Genomic DNA, 18,991 nt, shown 5'->3' with positions numbered 1-18,991 from the left:
CAAGACACCCCCCGTGGAGCAGGCCCCCGCCGCGGGCAGGGATGGATACTGGACGGGTTATGGAAACCGTCATCCTTGCTGTAGTCATCGCCGTGGTCGTGCTCGGCGCGATCGGCGGGCTCATCGTCGGCAGCCGGCGCAGAAAGCCGCTGCCCCCGCCACCGCCCTCCGCCCCCGACATCACCGCGCCTCCGGCCGAGCCGCACGTCGGCGACGAGGCCGAGACGCCGCGCGACGAACCGCGCCGCACGATCGAGGAGGTGGACCTCCCGGGCGGCGGCGCTCCCACCGCCGTGGAGGAGCCTCCTGTCGTCGAGGCTCCCGCGATCGAGATCCCGGAGCCCACCGAGGGACGCCTGGTCCGCCTGCGCGCCCGCCTCTCCCGCTCCCAGAACGCCCTCGGCAAGGGCCTGCTCACGCTGCTCTCGCGCGAGCACCTCGACGAGGACACCTGGGAGGAGGTCGAGGACACACTCCTCACCGCCGACGTCGGCGTCCTGCCCACCCAGGAGCTGGTGGAGCGGCTGCGCGAACGGGTCAAGGTGCTCGGCACCCGCACGCCCGAGGAACTGCGCGGCCTGCTGCGCGAGGAGCTCCTCAAGCTGGTCGGCACCGACGTCGACCGCACCGTGAAGACCGAGCCCGAGAACCGCAAGCCGGGCATCGTGATGGTCGTCGGCGTCAACGGCACCGGCAAGACCACCACCACCGGCAAGCTCGCCCGCGTCCTGGTCGCCGACGGCCGCACGGTCGTGCTGGGCGCCGCCGACACCTTCCGGGCCGCCGCCGCCGACCAGTTGCAGACCTGGGGCGAACGCGTCGGCGCCCACACCGTGCGCGGGCCGGAGGCCGGCGATCCCGCCTCCGTCGCCTTCGACGCGGTGAAGGAGGGCAAGGAGATGGGGGTCGACGTGGTCCTCATCGACACCGCCGGCCGGCTGCACACCAAGACCGGGCTCATGGACGAGCTCGGCAAGGTCAAGCGCGTCGTGGAGAAGCACGCCCCGCTCGACGAGGTGCTGCTCGTCCTCGACGCCACCACCGGGCAGAACGGCCTCGTCCAGGCCCGGGTCTTCGCCGAGGTCGTCGACATCACCGGCATCGTGCTGACCAAGCTCGACGGCACGGCCAAGGGCGGCATCGTCGTCGCCGTCCAGCGCGAGCTGGGCGTGCCCGTCAAGCTGGTCGGGCTCGGCGAGGGCGCCGACGACCTGGCGCCGTTCGAGCCGGAGGCGTTCGTTGACGCCCTTGTCGGAGCGTGACCGGCCGCTGAGCGCGCCCGCCGCCGAGAAGCGCCCGCCCCCCGAGTGCAGTGGGGGCGGGCGCTTCGGCGTACGGGGCGGACATCCCCATGCGCGGCATACGCGGCGGCGGCGGACTAGGCGCGGCGTATCGGACAGCGAGTCCGGTACGGCGTGTCGGACGGCCGGTCGAGCGTGGTGTGACGGACGGCGGGGTCGGCACGGCGCGTACCGGGCGGCGGACCCGGCGCGGCGTACCGGACGGCGGGCGCCGTGCGGCGTACCGCGTGGCGGACTCAGTGCGGGGCGCGGGAGCGGTGGGCCACGTACGCCAGCGTCCCCAGCAGCAGCCGGGCCTCCGGCGGGCGGGTCGCCCCGTCCAGGGCGGGCGGACGCAGCCAGCGCACCGGACCGAGCCCGCCCCGGTCGGAGGGCGGGGCCGTGAGGTGCGCGCCCGGGCCGAGGCCGCGCAGGTCCAGGGAGCCCGGGTCGTCCCAGCCCATGCGGTAGAGCAGACCGGTGAGGTCGTGGGCGGCTCCGGGGGCGACGAGGAACTGGGCGCGGCCCTCGGGGGTCGCGGTCACCGGACCGACCGGCAGCCCCATCCGCTCCAGCCGGACCAGGGCGCGGTGCCCGGCCGGCTCGGCCACCTCGATCACGTCGAAGGCGCGCCCGACCGGCAGCATCACCGCGGCACCCGGGAACTCCGCCCATGTCCGCGTCACGTCGTCGAGCGTGGCGCCCGCCGGGACCCGTGGGGCGAACGGCAGGGGGTGCGCACCCGGCGCGCGGCAGTCGCCGCGTCCGCACGAGCAGGTGCCCGCCGTGGCGCGCGCGCCCGGCACCACGTCCCAGCCCCACAGGCCGGTGAACTCGGCGACGGCGGTGCACTCGGACGAGCGACCGCGCCTGCGCGCGCCGGAGCGGATGTCGCGAATGCCGCCGATCGTGAAGCCCATGCCCCCTCCAACGGGTCCGACGCACCGATGGTTACGTAACGGACGCTCTCCGTCACTCTGTGTACTGACGCCCTTCCCCGTGCCGCCGAAAACAGGCAGCGCACTGAAGCGTCGCGGGTGGTGTGGTCGGCCGTGCGCGCCCCTGGGCGCATCGCTCCGCCCGCTTCCGGCCGTCCTCTGTCAAGTGAATCGCGTACCTGCCATCGTGAGTTCATTCGAAGGGGTGGCGAATGGTGGCGATTCCGGGACCGCCATGGCTGGACGCGTGATCGTGGGACTACGTTGAGTGTGCGAGACCCGGGGGCACATGCCCCCGTGGGTATGCCGGGGGCAAGGCGTCCCTCCGTTCGAAGGGTGGCAACCGACGGACGGCGAGCGGCGATCACCGGCATTCTGATAAGGCTTGGCGCACTCGGGCGACAAGTGGTCTCAGGGATGGGGGCGTTCCAGTGAGCGGCAACGGCGGAAGCGGGACGGGTGCGGGGAGCGCTGCGCACGCTGACAAGCGCCCCAACGAGCTGCTCACCTCCTGGTTCGTGCGCAGCGGCTGGTCCAAGGGCGAGCTCGCCCGCCAGGTGAACCGCCGTGCCCGCCAGTTGGGCGCCAACCACATCTCCACGGACACCTCCCGCGTCCGCCGCTGGCTGGACGGCGAGAACCCCCGCGAACCGATCCCGAAGATCCTGTCCGAGCTGTTCTCCGAGCGGTTCGGCTGTGTCGTCTCCGTCGAGGACCTCGGTCTGCGCACCATGCGGCAGACACCCGCCGCGACCGGCGTGGACCTGCCCTGGACGGGCCCGCAGACGGTGGCCCAACTCAGCGAGTTCTCGCGCAGCGACCTGATGCTGGCGCGGCGCGGCTTCCTCGGAACCTCGCTGGCCCTGTCCGCGGGCCCGTCCCTCATCGAGCCCATGCAGCGCTGGCTCGTCCCCTCCCCGCCCGCCCCGCGGGAGGACGCGGCGTCCGTCCCGACCAGCCGCGCCCGCGGCCGGCTCTCCCGGCCCGAGCTGGAGCTGCTGGAGTCCACCACCGTGATGTTCCGGCAGTGGGACGCCCAGTGCGGCGGCGGACTGCGCCGCAAGGCGGTCGTCGGACAGCTGCACGAGGTGACCGACCTCCTCCAGGAGCCCCAGCCGGAGGAGACCGCGCGCAAGCTCTTCAAGGTCGCCGCCGAACTGGCCGAGCTGGCCGGCTGGATGTCGTACGACGTGGGGCTCCAGCCGACCGCGCAGAAGTACTTCGTGCTCGCCCTGCACGCCGCCAAGGAGGCCGGCGACAAGCCGCTCGGGTCGTACGTCCTCTCCAGCATGAGCCGCCAGATGATCCACCTCGGGCGGCCCGAGGACGCCCTGGAGCTGATCCACCTCGCCCAGTACGGCAGCCGGGACTGCGCGAGCCCGCGCACCCAGTCCATGCTGTATGCGATGGAGGCCCGCGCCTACGCCAACATGGGACAGCCCGGCCGGTGCAAGCGGGCGGTCCGGATGGCCGAGGACACCTTCGCCGACGCGGAGGAGTGGGACGAGCCCGACCCCGACTGGATCCGCTTCTTCTCCGAGGCCGAACTCCACGGCGAGAACTCCCACTCCTACCGCGACCTCGCCTACGTCGCCGGACGCAGCCCCACCTACGCCTCGCTGGCCCAGCCCCTGATGCGGAGGGCCGTCGACCTGTTCGCCGAGGACCGCGACCACCAGCGGTCGTACGTGCTGAACCTGATCGGCATGGCCACCGTCCACCTGCTGCGGCGCGAGCCCGAGCAGAGCGCGGTCCTCGCCGCGCAGGCGATGAAAGAAGCCAAGAAGGTCCGCTCCGAACGCGTCAACACTCGTATCCGAAAGACCGTCGACACCGCCGTACGCGACTTCGGGGACCTGAGCGAGGTCGTCGATCTCACCGACCGGCTCGCCGTCGAACTGCCGGAGACCGCGGAAGCGGTGTGACCCGGCGAGCGTCCCCAGAGCCCCGGCCGCGGCCGGCCCTCCCGAACTGCCCGACTCGGCTCCCCCAGCCAGGTCATCGGAAGGCCGACCGCGGCCGGTTCCCTTCCCCCGGTGAAGGTTGCGCCACGATAACGATCGGCGCGGGCGATATCCGCCAGTTCATCGACGCGTAACACGCACGGTGCCTTCGTCACGGCCGCGAAACAACGAGGGGCTTCGACCGAAACCGCGCTGCGCCAATCTCATGGCGCATAACCGGCCCACCCCTCAATCCGCTCAGGCTTCGCCCGCACGGGGCCGTACCTACGACGAGGAGACGCCGATGGCAGCTGCCATCACGCTTGCGGCGGACGCACCCACGCTGTCGTCCGCCAACACAGGCTTCATGCTCATCTGTTCCGCCCTGGTGATGCTCATGACACCGGCGCTGGCCTTCTTCTACGGAGGCATGGTCCGCGTCAAGAGCACCCTCAACATGCTGATGATGAGCTTCATCAGCCTGGGCATCGTCACCATCCTGTGGGTGCTGTACGGCTTCTCCCTGGCCTTCGGTACGGACTCCGGCAGCATCATCGGATGGAACTCCGACTGGGTCGGCCTCAGTGACATCGGCCTGACGGAGCTGTGGGACGGCTACACCATCCCCGTCTTCGTCTTCCTGGTCTTCCAGATGATGTTCGCGATCCTCACGCCCGCCCTGATCAGCGGCGCCCTCGCGGACCGGGTGAAGTTCAGCGCCTGGGCGCTGTTCATCGCCCTGTGGGTCACCGTCGTCTACTTCCCCGTCGCCCACTGGGTCTGGGGCGCCGGCGGCTGGGCCTTCGAGCTCGGCGTCATCGACTTCGCCGGTGGTACGGCCGTCCACATCAACGCCGGTGCCGCCGCCCTCGGCGTCATCCTGGTCATCGGCAAGCGCGTCGGCTTCAAGAAGGACCCGATGCGCCCGCACAGCCTCCCGCTGGTCATGCTCGGCGCGGGCCTGCTGTGGTTCGGCTGGTTCGGCTTCAACGCCGGTTCGTGGCTCGGCAACGACGACGGCGTCGGCGCGCTGATGTTCGTCAACACGCAGGTCGCCACCGCCGCCGCCATGCTCGCCTGGCTCGTCTACGAGAAGATCCGCCACGGCGCGTTCACCACGCTGGGCGCCGCCTCCGGCGCGGTCGCCGGCCTGGTCGCCATCACCCCCGCGGGCGGCGCGGTCTCCCCGCTCGGCGCGATCGCCGTCGGCGCCATCGCCGGCCTGCTGTGCGCCATGGCCGTCGGCCTCAAGTACAAGTTCAACTACGACGACTCGCTCGACGTCATCGGCGTCCACCTGGTCGGCGGTGTCGTCGGCTCCCTGCTGATCGGCTTCTTCGCCACCGGCAAGGGCCAGTCCGACGTCGCGGGCCTCTTCTACGGCGGCGGCCTGGACCAGTTCTGGAAGCAGTGCGCCGGTGTCTTCGCGGTCCTCGCCTACTCGCTGGTGGTCTCCGCGATCCTCGCCTTCGTCCTCCACAAGACGATCGGGATGCGCGTCTCCGAGGACGAGGAAGTGGCCGGCATCGACCAGGCCGAGCACGCCGAGACCGCATACGACTTCAGTGGTGCCGGCGGCGGAGCCGCCCGCACCACGGCCGTCCCGGCCTCGGTCGCCGACACTGCGAGCAAGAAGGTGGACGCATGAAGCTCATCACCGCCGTCGTCAAGCCCCACCGGCTCGACGAGATCAAGGAGGCCCTCCAGGCCTTCGGCGTCCACGGCCTGACGGTCACGGAGGCCAGCGGTTACGGTCGTCAGCGGGGACACACCGAGGTCTACCGCGGTGCCGAGTACACGGTCGACCTGGTCCCCAAGATCCGCATCGAGGTGCTGGCCGAGGACGACGACGCCGAGCAGCTGATCGACGTCATCGTCAAGGCGGCCCGCACCGGCAAGATCGGAGACGGCAAGGTCTGGTCCCTGCCGGTCGAGACCGCCGTACGGGTCCGCACCGGCGAGCGCGGCCCGGACGCGCTCTGACCGAAGAAGAGAACAGGAGTCGCTGGGTGACGAGTACGGACGTGCGCAACGAAGCAGAGGACTCGGGACCCAGCGGCTACGCGGCGGCCCGGCTGCGCCTCCTCACCGAGGGGGCGCGGTCCGGGCCGCCGCGCCGTGCGGCCCTCGCCGAACTGACCGACGACTGGCTCGCGGGCCTGTTCACCGCGGGCGCCCGGGACGAGGAGGGCGCCGACCGGCTCCCCCGCCAGGACGCGGGCGGACGACGGGGCGTCCCGCAGGGCGTCTCCCTGGTCGCCGTCGGCGGCTACGGCCGCGGTGAGCTGTCCCCGCGCAGCGACCTCGACCTCCTCCTGCTGCACGACGGCACCGACCCCAAGGCGGTCGCCGCCCTCGCCGACCGCCTCTGGTACCCGGTGTGGGACCTCGGCCTCGCGCTCGACCACTCCGTGCGCACCCCGGCGGAGGCCCGCAGAACGGCCGGCGAGGACCTGAAGGTCCAGCTCGGTCTGCTGGACGCCCGCCACCTCGCCGGCGACCTCGCACTGACCGCCGGACTGCGTACGGCCGTCCTGGCCGACTGGCGCAACCAGGCACCCAAGCGCCTGCCCGAACTCCAGGAACTCTGCGCCGAGCGCGCCGAACGCCAGGGCGAACTGCAATATCTGCTGGAACCCGACCTCAAGGAGGCCCGCGGCGGCCTGCGCGACGCCACCGCCCTGCGCGCCGTCGCCGCCTCCTGGCTCGCCGACGCCCCGCGCGAGGGCCTCGACGACGCCCGCCGCCGGCTGCTCGACGTCCGGGACGCCCTCCACCTGGCGACCGGCCGCGCCACCGACCGCCTGGCCCTCCAGGAGCAGGACCAGGTCGCGGCCGAGCTGGGCCTCCTGGACGCCGACACCCTCCTGCGCCAGGTCTACGAGGCCGCCCGCGTCGTCTCCTACGCCAGTGACGTCACCTGGCGCGAGGTGGGGCGGGTGCTCCGGTCGCGCGCCGTGCGGCCGCGGCTGCGCGCCATGCTGGGCGGCGGAAAGCCGGTCGCCGAGCGCTCCCCGCTGGCCGAAGGCGTGGTGGAGCAGGACGGCGAGGTGGTGCTCGCCCGCGCCGCACGCCCCGAACGCGACCCCGTGCTCCCCCTGCGCGCCGCGGCCGCCGCCGCCCAGGCCGGCCTCCCGCTCTCCCTGTACGCCGTACGGCGTCTCGCGGCCACCGTGCGCCCCCTGCCCACCCCCTGGCCCGCCGAGGCCCGCGAACAACTCGTCACCCTGCTCGGCTCCGGCCGGCCCACGATCGAGGTCTGGGAGGCACTGGAGGCCGAGGGCCTGATCACCCGCCTGCTGCCCGACTGGGAGCGGGTCCGCTGCCGGCCGCAGCGCAACGCCGTGCACGTCTGGACCGTCGACCGGCACCTCATCGAGACCGCCGTGCGCGCCTCCGAGTTCACCCGCCGCGTCAGCCGCCCCGACCTCCTCCTGGTCGCCGCACTGCTGCACGACATCGGCAAGGGCTGGCCCGGCGACCACTCCGTGGCCGGCGAGATCATCGCCCGGGACGTGGCCGCCCGCATCGGCTTCGACCGCGCCGACGTCGCCGTCCTCGCCACCCTCGTCCGCCACCACCTGCTGCTCGTCGAGACGGCCACCCGGCGCGACCTGGAGGACCCGGCCACCGTGCGGTCGGTCGCCGAGGCGGTCGGCGCGCAGGGGACGCTGGAGCTGCTGCACGCGCTCACCGAGGCGGACGCCCAGGCCACCGGTCCGGCCGCCTGGTCCTCCTGGCGCGGCTCGCTCGTCGCCGACCTGGTCCGACGGGTCTCGGCGGTGCTCGCCGGGGAGGCCCCCGAGGAGCCGGCGGCCGCCGCGGCCACCGCCGAACAGGAGCGGCTGGCGATCGAGGCGGTCGCGACCGGCAGCCCGGTGCTGGCCCTGCGCGCGCAGACCGAGCCGCCGGCCGAGTCCGCGGCGGAACAGCCGCCCGGCGGTCCCGAGCCGATCGGCGGCCCCGAGCCGCTCGGCGTGGAACTCCTCATCGCCGTACCCGACCAGGCGGGCGTGCTGCCCGCGGTGGCCGGCGTCCTCGCCATGCACCGGCTGACCGTGCGCACCGCCGAACTGCGGGCCCTGGACCTGCCGGCCGGTGTGGAGGGCTCCGTCCTGCTGCTGAACTGGCGGGTCGCCGCCGAGTACGGCTCACTGCCCCAGGCCGCCCGGCTCCGCGCCGACCTCGTCCGCGCCCTGGACGGCACCCTGGACATCGCGAACCGGCTGGCGGAGCGCGACGCGGCCTATCCGCGGCGCCGCGGCGTGGTCGCGCCCCCGCCGCGCGTGACGGTGGCCCCGGCGGCCTCCCGTCTCGCCACGGTGATCGAGGTCCGCGCCCAGGACGCGCCGGGGCTGCTGTTCCGGATCGGGGCCGCGCTGGAGGACGCGACGGTCCGGGTGCGCAGCATGCACGTCAGCACGCTCGGCGCCAACGCCGTCGACGCCTTCTACGTCACCGGGCCGGAGGGCGCGCCCCTGCCGGGGGACGAGGCCACGGCGGTGGCGCGGAAGCTGGAGGAGATGCTGCGGGGGTGACCTGGCGGTCGTGTCATGCGTTAAGCGGACGTAGTCCCCGCCGTTGCGGGGATGGTCCACCCGCGCAGCAGGTCTTCAAGATCGGCAACGCGTGCTCCCCGCGACAGCGGGGTTTCTGTCCCCGCCCGTCGACTGCGGCAGGCGGGGACGATTTCGTCGAGGGGCCGGATACCCTGGAGGACAGCCCAGACTGTCGCCGACCCCAAGGACCGACGCCGCCGTGTTCGACACTCTCTCCGACCGCCTGTCAGCCACCTTCAAGTCTCTGCGGGGCAAGGGTCGGCTGTCCGAGGCGGACATCGACGCCACGGCCCGCGAAATTCGCATCGCTCTCCTCGAAGCCGACGTGGCCCTGCCTGTCGTCCGTACGTTCATCAAGAACGTCAAGGAGCGTTCGCTCGGGACCGAGGTCTCCAAGGCGCTCAATCCGGGCCAACAGGTCCTGAAGATCGTCAACGACGAGCTCGTCACGATCCTCGGCGGCGAGACCCGGCGCCTGCGCTTCGCCAAGCAGCCGCCGACCGTGATCATGCTGGCCGGTCTCCAGGGCGCCGGTAAGACCACCCTCGCGGGCAAGCTGGGCCGCTGGCTGAAGGAGCAGGGCCACTCGCCGCTGCTCGTCGCCTGTGACCTCCAGCGCCCCAACGCCGTCAACCAGCTCAGCGTCGTCGCCGAGCGCGCCGGCGTGGCCGTGTACGCGCCGCAGCCGGGCAACGGCGTCGGTGACCCGGTGCAGGTCGCCAAGGACTCCATCGAGTACGCGAAGTCCCGCGTCCACGACATCGTCGTCGTCGACACCGCCGGCCGCCTCGGCATCGACCAGGAGATGATGCAGCAGGCCGCGGACATCAGGGACGCGACCCGGCCCGACGAGATCCTCTTCGTCGTCGACGCCATGATCGGCCAGGACGCGGTCAACACCGCCGAGGCCTTCCGTGACGGCGTCGGCTTCGACGGCGTGGTGCTCTCCAAGCTCGACGGCGACGCCCGCGGCGGCGCGGCCCTGTCGATCCGGCAGATCACCGGCAAGCCGATCATGTTCGCGTCGAACGGCGAGAAGCTCGACGACTTCGACGCCTTCCATCCCGACCGGATGGCCTCCCGCATCCTCGACATGGGTGACCTGCTCACCCTGATCGAGCAGGCGGAGAAGACGTTCAGCCAGGAAGAGGCCGAGAAGATGGCCTCCAAGCTGGCGTCCAAGAAGGGCCAGGACTTCACCCTGGACGACTTCCTGTCCCAGATGGAGCAGGTCAGGAAGATGGGGTCGATCTCCAAGCTGCTCGGCATGCTGCCGGGCATGGGGCAGATCAAGGACCAGATCAACAACCTCGACGAGCGGGACGTCGACCGCACCGCCGCGATCATCAAGTCGATGACCCCGGGCGAGCGCCAGGACCCCACGATCATCAACGGCTCCCGCCGCGCCCGTATCGCCAAGGGCTCCGGTGTCGAGGTCAGCGCGGTCAAGGGCCTGGTCGAGCGGTTCTTCGAGGCCCGCAAGATGATGTCCCGCATGGCCCAGGGCGGCGGCATGCCCGGGATGCCGGGCATGCCGGGCATGGGCGGCGGCCCCGGCCGCGCCAAGAAGCAGCCGAAGAAGGCCAAGGGCAAGCAGCGCTCCGGCAACCCGATGAAGCGCAAGCAGCAGGAGCAGGAGGAGGCCGCCCGCCGCGCGGCCGGTGCCCAGGGCGGCGCTCCCGGCGGCGCCTTCGGCCTGCCGGGCCAGCAGGCCGGCCAGGACTTCGAGCTCCCGGACGAGTTCAAGAAGTTCATGGGCTGACCCGCTCCGAGCCGTACGGCGCTGAGGGCGTCCACCCGCACGGGTGGGCGCCCTCAGCGCATGCCGAGGCCCGTGCTGTGCCGTAACGTCCAGATATGAGCGATTCCGCTCCCCGGCGCAGGGCTCCCGACCAGCCGTGGCGCACCGAAGGCACCCCGGACGAGGCACCACGGCCGTCCGGCGGCAGAAGACCGCGCGCCCGCTGGTGGGCGCTCGCCGTCACCGCCGTGATCGTCTTCCTGCTGGTCTACGGCGGACTGCACTTCTACGGCCGGGGCAACGAGCCGACGATCTCCTACACGGAGTTCAGCCGGCAGGTCGACCGGGGCAACGTCGACACCATCTACTCCAAGGGCGACGCGATCCAGGGCCGGCTCAAACAGGCCCGGGACGATCCCGAGGGCGGCGGCGAGTACACCCGGTTCAGGACGCAGCGCCCGGCCTTCGCGGACGACGCCCTCTGGCAGAACCTGAGCCGGCACGACGTCACGGTGACCGCGCGGCCGGTCGTCCAGGAGCGCGGTCTGCTGGCCAACCTGCTGATCTCGCTGGTGCCGATCGTCGTCCTGGTCGCGGTGTGGGTCTTCTTCGCCCGGCGGCTGCGCGGCGGCCTGGGCGGCGCGGGCGGCATGCTCGGCCGCAAGGCGCCGCCCCGGCCGGTCGAGCTGCGGTCGGGCACCGGGCGCACCACGTTCGCCGACGTGGCCGGGATCGACGAGGTCAAGGGGGAGCTCGACGACGTGGTCGACTTCCTGGAGCACCCGGACGTCTACCGCAGGATGGGCGCGAAGATGCCCCGCGGCGTGCTGCTGGCGGGCTCGCCCGGCACCGGCAAGACGCTGCTGGCGCGCGCGGTGGCGGGCGAGGCGGGCGTGCCGTTCTTCTCGGCCTCCGCCTCCGAGTTCATCGAGATGATCGTCGGCGTCGGCGCGTCCCGGGTCCGTGAGCTGTTCGCCGAGGCCCGCAAGGTCGCGCCGTCGATCATCTTCATCGACGAGATCGACACCATCGGGCGGGCCCGCGGCGCCGGCGCGTCGGTCAGCGGCCACGACGAGCGCGAGCAGACCCTGAACCAGATCCTCACCGAGATGGACGGCTTCACCGGCTCGGAGGGCGTCGTCGTCATCGCGGCGACGAACCGCGCCGACATCCTCGACCCGGCACTGACCCGGCCGGGCCGCTTCGACCGGGTGGTCAACGTCTCCCCGCCGGACCGCGCCGGCCGCGAGGCGATCCTGCGCATCCACACGCGCGACATCCCCCTCGCCCCGGACGTCGACCTGGCCCGGGTGGCCCGCACGACCCCGGGGATGACGGGCGCGGACCTGGCCAACCTCGCCAACGAGGCCGCCCTGCTCGCCGTCAAGCGCAAGCAGGAGCGGGTCACGCCGACCGACCTGTCGGAGGCGCTGGAGAAGGTGCAGCTGGGGGCGGAGCGCACGCTCGTGATGCCCGAGGAAGACCGCCGTCGCACCGCCTACCACGAGAGCGGTCACGCCCTCCTCGGCATGCTCCAGCCCGGCGCCGACCCGGTCCGCAAGGTCACCATCGTGCCGCGCGGCCGGGCGCTCGGGGTGACCATGTCGACGCCCGAGGTGGAGCGGTACGCGCTCTCCGAGGAGTACCTGCGCGGCCGCATCATCGGCGCCCTCGGCGGGATGGCGGCCGAACAGGTGATCTACGGGGTCGTCACGACCGGCGCCGAGAACGACCTCGAACAGGTCACCAACATCGCGCGCGGCATGGTCGCGCGGTGGGGCATGAGCGAGCGCGTGGGCCGCCTCTCCGCGCTGCCCGGCGACGCCCAGCAGGCGTACGGCCTCGCCGCCGCCCCGCGCACCCTCGACGTCATCGACGACGAGATGCGCCGCATCGTCGAGGCGTGCTACGAGGAGGCGTGCCGCAAACTCCGCGACCACCGCGGCCAGTTGGACGCCCTCGCCGAAGCGCTGCTGGAGCACGAGACGCTGGAGGAGGCGCACGCGTACCGCGTCGCGGGGATCACCCGGCTGACCAAGGGCGAGGGGGAGAGGGAGGCGTAGCCCCGCTGGAGCTCTCGCCTCAGAGATACCGCCTCAGAGATCTCGCCTCGAAGATCTGGCCTCAGAGCTCTCGCTCGGGACTCTCGCTTCGGAGCTCTCGCTTCAGAGGTCCCGCTCAGGGAGTCCGGGCGATCAGGTACCGGAACACGTTCGGCATCCAGACCGTGCCGTCCTCGCGCCGGTGCGGGTGCAGCGCCTCGGTCACCTCTTTCTCCACCTGCACCTGGTCGGTCGCGGCGATCGCCGCGTCGAACAGGCCGGTGGACAGCAGACCCCTCAGGGCGCTGTCGACCCCCGCGTACCCGAAGGGGCAGGCCACCCGTCCGGAACCGTCCGGCTTCAGCCCGGCCCGCCGGGCGACGTCCTCCAGGTCGTCGCGCAGGGCGGGGCGCCAACCGCCGCCGGCGTGCAGGGGATCGGCCAGCTTGGTGGCGACCCGCAACACGGCGGAGGTGGCGCAGCGCTCCGGCGGCCCCCAGCCGACGAGCACCACGGGCGCGCCCCGCTCGGCCAGCGGTGTGGCGGCCGCGAGCAGGTCGCCGAGCCCCTCGGAGTCGCCCGCGAGGCAGCCGACGGGTTCGAAGGCGGTCACCAGGGTGTACGCGGGTTCCCCGGCGCCGGTGGTGCCGGCCGCGTCCTCGGGCGTGCCGTCGACGAGCCGCATGCCGGTGGGCGCGGGTCCGCCCGGGGTCTCCGGCAGCAGCCGCCGGCGGGCGAGGGCCAGCCGCTCGGGGTGCCGGGTCTCGACGCCGGTCAGGGCGGCGCCTCTGGAGGCCGCCATCAGCAGGGCCAGCCCGGATCCGCACCCGAGGCCCAACAGCCGTGTGCCGGGGCCCACTTCCAGCCGCTCGTGGACGGCCTCGTAGAGCGGGACCAGCATCCGCTCCTGGATCTCGGACCAGTCACGCGCGCGGGCACCCGGATCCGCGCGGGGCACCGGCCCCGTGTGAGGAAGGTGCTGCCGCACGAGCGTAGGTGTCATGGAAAAGCGCCCCAATCCGCCGAGAGTTGCCGCTGTGCCCGTTCTTCATGTGGCCCCCGTCAGTCGTCCGCACTCCCCCCGTATGTCAGGTAACTCCCCACCCGACCCCGCGTCCAGGGGTTGCGGCGCCCGGAGTACGGTCCACCCGTGCGAGTGGCGAGATTTCACATGGCGGCAACCTGGGGCCGTACCATCGCGCCATGGCAACGGCACCCGTTCTCACCCCGCGGGCGGACGACTTCCCCCGCTGGTACCAGGATCTGATCGCCAAGGCCGAGCTGGCCGACAACGGACCGGTGCGCGGCACCATGGTGATCCGACCGTACGGGTACGGACTGTGGGAGCGGATGCAGGCGGAGATGGACGCCCGCATCAAGGAGACGGGCGCCCAGAACGCGTACTTCCCCCTGCTGATCCCGCAGTCGTACCTCACGCGCGAGGCCGACCACGTCGAGGGGTTCGCGCCCGAGCTGGCGGTGGTCACGCACGGCGGCGGCAAGGAGCTGGAGGAGCCGGCGGTGGTCCGCCCCACCTCCGAGATGATCATCAACGCGTCCTTCTCGAAGTGGGTGCAGAGCTACCGCGACCTGCCGCTGCTCATCAACCAGTGGGCGAACGTGGTGCGCTGGGAGCTGCGGCCGCGGCTCTTCCTGCGCACGACCGAATTCCTCTGGCAGGAGGGCCACACCGCGCACGCCACCCGCGAGGACGCGCGCGACTTCGCCTCCCGCATCCACCGCCGGGTCTACGAGGACTTCATGGTGGACGTCCTCGCCATGGACGTCGTCGCCGGCCGCAAGACCGCCAGGGAGCGGTTCGCCGGAGCGGTCAACACCCTCACCCTCGAAGGGATGATGGGCGACGGCAAGGCCCTCCAGATGGCCACCAGTCATGAGCTGGGGCAGAACTTCGCCCGGGCCTTCAACACCTCGTACCTGTCGAAGGACGGCACGCAGGAACTGGTCTGGCAGACCTCCTGGGGCTCGACCACGCGCATGATCGGCGCCCTGGTGATGATGCACGGCGACGACGACGGTCTGCGGGTGCCGCCGCGGCTGGCGCAGGTCCAGGCCGTCGTCCTGGCGGTCAAGGACGACGAGGCGGTTCTGGCCAAGGCCCACGAGCTGGGCGCCCGGCTGAAGGCGGCCGGCATCCGCGTCCGGGTCGACGACCGCACCGATGTGCCCTTCGGGCGGCGCGCGGTCGACTGGGAGCTCAAGGGCGTGCCCGTCCGTGTCGAGATCGGCCCCCGTGACCTGGGGAACGGCACCGCGATGCTGGCGCGCCGCATCCCGGGAGGCAAGGAGCCGGTGGCCCTGGACGCGCTGGCCGATCTGCTGCCCAAGGTCCTCGAGGACGACCAGGCCCTGCTGCTGCGGCAGGCCCGCGAGCGCCGCGCGTCCCGTACGGCGGACGTGTCCACGGTCGAGGAGGCCGTCGAGGCGGCCACCGCCGGCGGCTGGGCGCGCATCCCGTGGGCGACGCTCGGCGAGGAGGGCGAGGCCAGGCTCGCCGACCACGCGGTGACCGTACGGTGTCTGGTCGCCGAGGACGGGTCGGTGCCCGAGGACGGCGACGCGCCCGGTAACGTCGCGATCGTCGCGCGCGCTTACTGAGACGACCCCCTCCGGCGAGACGGCGGCCGAAACACCTCTTGCGCCTCCGCCGCGCATCTGTACCCCGGCGCGTGGGCATCGTCTACGCGCCGGGGCGGAAGGGGCGGCCCGACGGCGTATGGCGGACTACGCACCACCTTGGCACGAGCTGTGAGGCTTCTCCGCAGATCAGCGCACCCGCCCTCGTCAGGACGCATCAGCGGCAACTGACGGGTACGTGCAAATTATTTGGGATGCCCCGGAATAGGAACACAGGGGCACCCCCGCTCGTTGTCATTACGTGAGCACGACACAGACACCACCTGTTCTCGCCGCAGAGCTGGCGCAGGCGTGGGCCGACATTCAGCGGTACCACCCCGAGCTGCCGGACCTTGCCGCGCCAGAGTCCCTGATCGGGGAGTCGTCGTCCGCCTGCGGTCACGAGCTCTCCTTCGAGCGACTGCTCCATGAGGCAGTCCACGGGATCGCCGCCGCGCGCGGCGTCCGCGACACCTCCCGCGCCGGCCGATACCACAACCGCAGATTCCTCGCGATCGCCGAGGAACTGGGCCTGGACCACCCCGAGGAACCGCATCCCAGCAGCGGCTTCTCGCTGGTCACGCTCAATCCCGAGGCCAAGCGCCGCTACCGTCCGACGATCGAGCGCCTCCAGCGGGCCCTCAAGGCCCACACCGCGGCCACCTCCGCCGACACCACCCGCGCCTTCCGCGGCCCGGCCGCCCGCCACGGCTCCTCCGGCGGCGGCGTCCGCGTCAAGGCGGTCTGCGACTGCGGCCGCAACGTCCGGGTGGTGCCGTCGGTCCTCGCCCAGGCCCCCATCGTGTGCGGAGGGTGCGGCAAGCCGTTCCGCATCCCCGAGGTGGCCGGCGCGGCATGACCCGAGGGCCGTCACGGCCCGCCCGTCACGTACCGGCATCTCGTGGCTGCCGGGGGCGCGGGGCAGGGGGCCGGCACCGGCCGCGGGCGCGTGGGGACTGAGCGCGCACTTCCCCGCGCCCCGCTCCCGGGCACGCCTGTGAGGCACCCGAACCGCCGGGTGCCTCACAGGCGTGCCCGGGCGGACCTCCCCGACCCCTCGTCCGGAAGCGGCCCGGAGCGTGTGGCAGAATGGCTGGCTGTACTCGACAGCCGCACAGGACCCCTCTCTCCTCCGGCTGACGCGTCCGTCGGGCACTCGGGTACCGCAACCCCACGCGGCGTCCCGCCGTGCCCCACCACGTCAATCCAGGAGAACCCACTCCCGTGGCAGTCAAGATCAAGCTGAAGCGTCTGGGCAAGATCCGTTCGCCTCACTACCGCATCGTCGTCGCCGACTCCCGTACCCGTCGTGACGGTCGTGCGATCGAGGAGATCGGCAAGTACCACCCGACGTACAACCCGTCGGTCATCGAGGTCGACGCCGACCGCGTGGCCTACTGGCTCGGCGTCGGCGCCCAGCCGACCGAGCCCGTGCTCGCCATCCTGAAGAAGACCGGCGACTGGCAGAAGTTCAAGGGCGAGCCCGCCCCGGCTCCGCTGCTCGTCGCCGAGCCGAAGAAGGCGCGTGTGTCGTTCGACGCCCTCGGTGGCGACGACGAGGGCAAGGGTGAGGCCATCACCCAGAAGAAGAAGGCTGAGAAGAAGGACGAGGCCGCTGCCGAGTCCGAGTCGACCGAGGCCTGAGCAGCATGCTCGAAGAGGCGCTTGAGCACCTCGTGAAGGGCATCGTCGACAACCCCGACGATGTGCAGGTCGCCTCGCGCAACCTGCGCCGCGGGCGGGTGCTCGAGGTCCGGGTCCACCCCGACGACCTCGGCAAGGTGATCGGCCGCAACGGCCGCACCGCACGTGCCCTGCGCACCGTCGTGGGCGCCATCGGCGGCCGTGGAGTCCGTGTCGACCTCGTCGACGTCGACCACGTCCGCTGACGCAATTCGCAGCACCGGCTCGGGCCGGGGAGGGCCACTGGGCCGTCCCCGGCCCGACGTCGTGACGACAGGAGATCTTCGAACAGTGCAGCTCGTAGTCGCACGGATCGGCCGCGCCCACGGCATCAAGGGCGAGGTCACCGTGGAGGTCCGCACCGACGAGCCGGAACTGCGGCTCGCCCCCGGCGCCGTACTGTCCACGGACCCCGCCACCGCGGGGCCGCTCACGATCGAGACCGGCCGGGTGCACAGCGGCCGCCTCCTCCTGCGCTTCGCGGGCGTCACCGACCGCACCGCGGCCGAGGCCCTGCGCAACACCCTCCTGATCGCCGAGGTGGATCCCGAGGAACTCCTCGAGGACGAGGACGAGTACTACGACCACCAGCTCATCGACCTCGACGTGGTGACGCAGGACGGCGTGGAGGTCGGCCGGATCACCGAGATCTCCCACCTGCCCTCCCAGGACCTCTTCATCGTCGAGCGGGCCGACGGCAGCGAGGTGATGATCCCCTTCGTCGAGGAGATCGTCACCGAGATCGACCTGAAGGAGCAGCGCGCGGTCATCGACCCGCCGCCCGGCCTCATCGACGACCGCGCGGAGATCGCCTCCGCGCGCGACTCGTCCGGGGACGAGGCCTGATGCGCCTCGACGTCGTCTCGATCTTCCCCGAGTACCTCGACCCCCTGCACCTCTCCCTGGTCGGCAAGGCACGCGCGCGCGGACAGCTCGACGTCCACGTGCACGACCTGCGGCACTGGACCTACGACCGGCACAACACCGTCGACGACACCCCGTACGGCGGTGGCCCCGGCATGGTGATGAAGACCGAGCCGTGGGGCGACGCCCTCGACTCGGTCCTGGCCGACGGCTACGAGACCGGCGCGCACGCCCCCGCGCTCGTCGTGCCCACCCCCAGCGGCCGCCCGTTCACCCAGGAACTCGCCGTCGAACTCTCCGAGCGCCCCTGGCTGATCTTCACACCGGCCCGCTACGAGGGCATCGACCGCCGCGTCGTCGACGAGTACGCCACCCGGATCCCCGTCTACGAGGTCTCCATCGGCGACTACGTTCTCGCCGGCGGCGAGGCGGCCGTCCTGGTCGTCACCGAGGCCGTGGCCCGGCTGCTGCCCGGCGTGCTCGGCAACGCCGAGTCCCACCGCGACGACTCCTTCGCACCCGGCACCATGGCCAACCTCCTCGAAGGCCCCGTCTACACCAAGCCGCCCGCCTGGCGCGGCCGGGACATCCCCGAGGTGCTGCTCAGCGGCCACCACGGCAAGATCGCCCGCTGGCGCCGTGACGAGGCACTGCGGCGGACCACGGCCCACCGGCCCGACCTGATCGAGCGCTGCGACCCCAGGGCCTTCGACAAGAAGGACCGCGAGATGCTCTCCATCCTGGGCTGGGCGCCGGACCCCGAGGGCGAGCCGTACGGCCGATTTTGGCGCAGGACCGAGAGCGTGGAAGAATAGGCCGCTGTTGTGCGCCGTCCGGTATGCGCCCCTGCCACAGGGGGACACGACGCCCGCCCCGACGCGCACGCCCCTTTCCCCGTACACCTAGTTCCCGTTGATGACCTGTGGCATCAGCGAAGAAAGCAGACGACATGTCCCACCTGCTCGACTCCCTCGACGCCGCGTCGCTGCGCAGCGACGTCCCGGCCTTCCGCCCGGGCGACACCGTCAACGTCCACGTCCGCGTCATCGAGGGCAACCGCTCCCGTGTGCAGCAGTTCAAGGGCGTCGTCATCCGCCGCCAGGGCGCCGGTGTCCGCGAGACCTTCACGGTCCGCAAGGTCTCCTTCTCCGTCGGCGTCGAGCGCACCTTCCCCGTGCACACCCCGATCGTCGAGAAGATCGAGCTCGTGACCCGCGGTGACGTGCGTCGCGCCAAGCTGTACTACCTGCGCGAGCTGCGCGGCAAGGCCGCGAAGATCAAGGAGAAGCGCGACAACTGAGCGC

General features: G+C 72.1%; 16 protein-coding genes. 14 read left to right on the top strand and 2 right to left on the bottom strand.

Going from position 1 to position 18,991, the window contains the following annotated elements:
* Window positions 1-59 precede the first annotated feature (59 nt).
* Entirely contained in the window at window positions 60-1,262 is a 1,203-nt protein-coding gene (gene ftsY / locus ACFYWQ_RS28860; RefSeq protein ID WP_389520280.1) for a signal recognition particle-docking protein FtsY, read from the top strand.
* 275 nt (window positions 1,263-1,537) lie between these two features.
* Here the strand turns inward: ftsY and ACFYWQ_RS28855 are convergent, their stop codons facing one another.
* Entirely contained in the window at window positions 1,538-2,200 is a 663-nt protein-coding gene (locus ACFYWQ_RS28855; protein ID WP_389520278.1) for a bifunctional DNA primase/polymerase, read from the bottom strand.
* Between the two features lie 449 nt (window positions 2,201-2,649).
* On the opposite strand from ACFYWQ_RS28855, the gene ACFYWQ_RS28850 reads away from it, so the two are divergent.
* The 6 genes from ACFYWQ_RS28850 (at window position 2,650) to ftsH (ending at window position 12,524) form a co-directional block, all read left to right on the top strand.
* Entirely contained in the window at window positions 2,650-4,143 is a 1,494-nt protein-coding gene (locus tag ACFYWQ_RS28850; RefSeq protein WP_389520276.1) for a hypothetical protein, read from the top strand.
* Between the two features lie 322 nt (window positions 4,144-4,465).
* The gene (locus ACFYWQ_RS28845) at window positions 4,466-5,809 is read left to right on the top strand and encodes an ammonium transporter (RefSeq protein WP_389520274.1); all 1,344 of its coding nucleotides are present in this window, start codon (window positions 4,466-4,468) and stop codon (window positions 5,807-5,809) included.
* On the top strand, window positions 5,806-6,144 hold the full coding sequence (locus ACFYWQ_RS28840) for a P-II family nitrogen regulator (RefSeq protein WP_003997576.1): 339 nt from the start codon (window positions 5,806-5,808) through the stop codon (window positions 6,142-6,144). Before ACFYWQ_RS28845 ends, ACFYWQ_RS28840 begins: the two co-directional genes overlap by 4 nt.
* Window positions 6,145-6,170: 26 nt before the next feature.
* Window positions 6,171-8,699 (top strand): [protein-PII] uridylyltransferase, encoded by a 2,529-nt coding sequence (locus tag ACFYWQ_RS28835; protein WP_389520272.1) that lies wholly within the window; start codon window positions 6,171-6,173, stop codon window positions 8,697-8,699.
* Between the two features lie 220 nt (window positions 8,700-8,919).
* The gene (gene ffh / locus ACFYWQ_RS28830) at window positions 8,920-10,482 is read left to right on the top strand and encodes a signal recognition particle protein (protein WP_389520270.1); all 1,563 of its coding nucleotides are present in this window, start codon (window positions 8,920-8,922) and stop codon (window positions 10,480-10,482) included.
* A 95-nt stretch (window positions 10,483-10,577) separates the two neighbouring features.
* Window positions 10,578-12,524, top strand: coding sequence for an ATP-dependent zinc metalloprotease FtsH (gene ftsH, locus ACFYWQ_RS28825; protein ID WP_389520269.1), 1,947 nt, complete (start codon window positions 10,578-10,580; stop codon window positions 12,522-12,524).
* Window positions 12,525-12,639: 115 nt separating this feature from the next.
* On the opposite strand, the gene ACFYWQ_RS28820 is transcribed toward ftsH, so the two are convergent.
* Window positions 12,640-13,506: an SAM-dependent methyltransferase gene (locus ACFYWQ_RS28820; RefSeq protein WP_389520267.1), complete on the bottom strand. Its 867-nt coding sequence runs from the start codon at window positions 13,504-13,506 to the stop codon at window positions 12,640-12,642.
* A gap of 200 nt (window positions 13,507-13,706) precedes the next feature.
* Here ACFYWQ_RS28820 and proS point away from each other — a divergent pair, with 200 nt between their 5' ends.
* The 7 genes from proS to rplS all read left to right on the top strand — a co-directional run bounded on the left by proS (window position 13,707) and on the right by rplS (window position 18,987).
* Entirely contained in the window at window positions 13,707-15,122 is a 1,416-nt protein-coding gene (gene proS, locus ACFYWQ_RS28815; protein ID WP_389520265.1) for a proline--tRNA ligase, read from the top strand.
* A 280-nt stretch (window positions 15,123-15,402) separates the two neighbouring features.
* Window positions 15,403-15,999, top strand: a complete 597-nt coding sequence (locus ACFYWQ_RS28810; RefSeq protein ID WP_389520263.1) for a hypothetical protein — start codon at window positions 15,403-15,405, stop codon at window positions 15,997-15,999.
* A gap of 365 nt (window positions 16,000-16,364) precedes the next feature.
* Window positions 16,365-16,784 carry a 30S ribosomal protein S16 gene (gene rpsP / locus ACFYWQ_RS28805; RefSeq protein WP_389520261.1) on the top strand — a complete coding sequence of 140 codons (420 nt, stop codon included), beginning with the start codon at window positions 16,365-16,367 and terminating at the stop codon, window positions 16,782-16,784.
* Between the two features lie 5 nt (window positions 16,785-16,789).
* Entirely contained in the window at window positions 16,790-17,029 is a 240-nt protein-coding gene (locus ACFYWQ_RS28800; RefSeq protein WP_003973401.1) for an RNA-binding protein, read from the top strand.
* Between the two features lie 85 nt (window positions 17,030-17,114).
* On the top strand, window positions 17,115-17,669 hold the full coding sequence (rimM, locus tag ACFYWQ_RS28795; protein WP_389520260.1) for a ribosome maturation factor RimM: 555 nt from the start codon (window positions 17,115-17,117) through the stop codon (window positions 17,667-17,669).
* Window positions 17,669-18,502 carry a tRNA (guanosine(37)-N1)-methyltransferase TrmD gene (gene trmD, locus ACFYWQ_RS28790; protein WP_389520258.1) on the top strand — a complete coding sequence of 278 codons (834 nt, stop codon included), beginning with the start codon at window positions 17,669-17,671 and terminating at the stop codon, window positions 18,500-18,502. The genes rimM and trmD overlap by 1 nt, the downstream gene beginning before the upstream one ends.
* Before the next feature lie 134 nt (window positions 18,503-18,636).
* Window positions 18,637-18,987, top strand: a complete 351-nt coding sequence (gene rplS, locus ACFYWQ_RS28785) for a 50S ribosomal protein L19 (protein ID WP_264936867.1) — start codon at window positions 18,637-18,639, stop codon at window positions 18,985-18,987.
* The last annotated feature ends 4 nt before the right edge of the window (window positions 18,988-18,991 follow it).

It is taken from the genome of Streptomyces sp. NPDC003247 (assembly GCF_042888135.1).
Lineage (GTDB): Bacteria > Actinomycetota > Actinomycetes > Streptomycetales > Streptomycetaceae > Streptomyces.
This window is presented reverse-complemented; position numbering and strand designations above follow the sequence as displayed.

Excerpts from the sequence above, each read along its gene's own strand:
- ACFYWQ_RS28800 (WP_003973401.1), top strand. The coding sequence starts at position 16,790 with ATGCTCGAAGAGGCGCTTGAGCACCTCGTGAAGGGCATCGTCGACAAC.
- proS (WP_389520265.1), top strand. The coding sequence starts at position 13,707 with ATGGCAACGGCACCCGTTCTCACCCCGCGGGCGGACGACTTCCCCCGC.
- ACFYWQ_RS28840 (WP_003997576.1), top strand. The coding sequence starts at position 5,806 with ATGAAGCTCATCACCGCCGTCGTCAAGCCCCACCGGCTCGACGAGATC.
- ftsH (WP_389520269.1), top strand. The coding sequence starts at position 10,578 with ATGAGCGATTCCGCTCCCCGGCGCAGGGCTCCCGACCAGCCGTGGCGC.
- ACFYWQ_RS28855 (WP_389520278.1), bottom strand. The coding sequence starts at position 2,200 with ATGGGCTTCACGATCGGCGGCATTCGCGACATCCGCTCCGGCGCGCGC.
- ACFYWQ_RS28845 (WP_389520274.1), top strand. The coding sequence starts at position 4,466 with ATGGCAGCTGCCATCACGCTTGCGGCGGACGCACCCACGCTGTCGTCC.
- rplS (WP_264936867.1), top strand. The coding sequence starts at position 18,637 with ATGTCCCACCTGCTCGACTCCCTCGACGCCGCGTCGCTGCGCAGCGAC.
- trmD (WP_389520258.1), top strand. The coding sequence starts at position 17,669 with ATGCGCCTCGACGTCGTCTCGATCTTCCCCGAGTACCTCGACCCCCTG.
- ftsY (WP_389520280.1), top strand. The coding sequence starts at position 60 with ATGGAAACCGTCATCCTTGCTGTAGTCATCGCCGTGGTCGTGCTCGGC.
- ACFYWQ_RS28820 (WP_389520267.1), bottom strand. The coding sequence starts at position 13,506 with ATGACACCTACGCTCGTGCGGCAGCACCTTCCTCACACGGGGCCGGTG.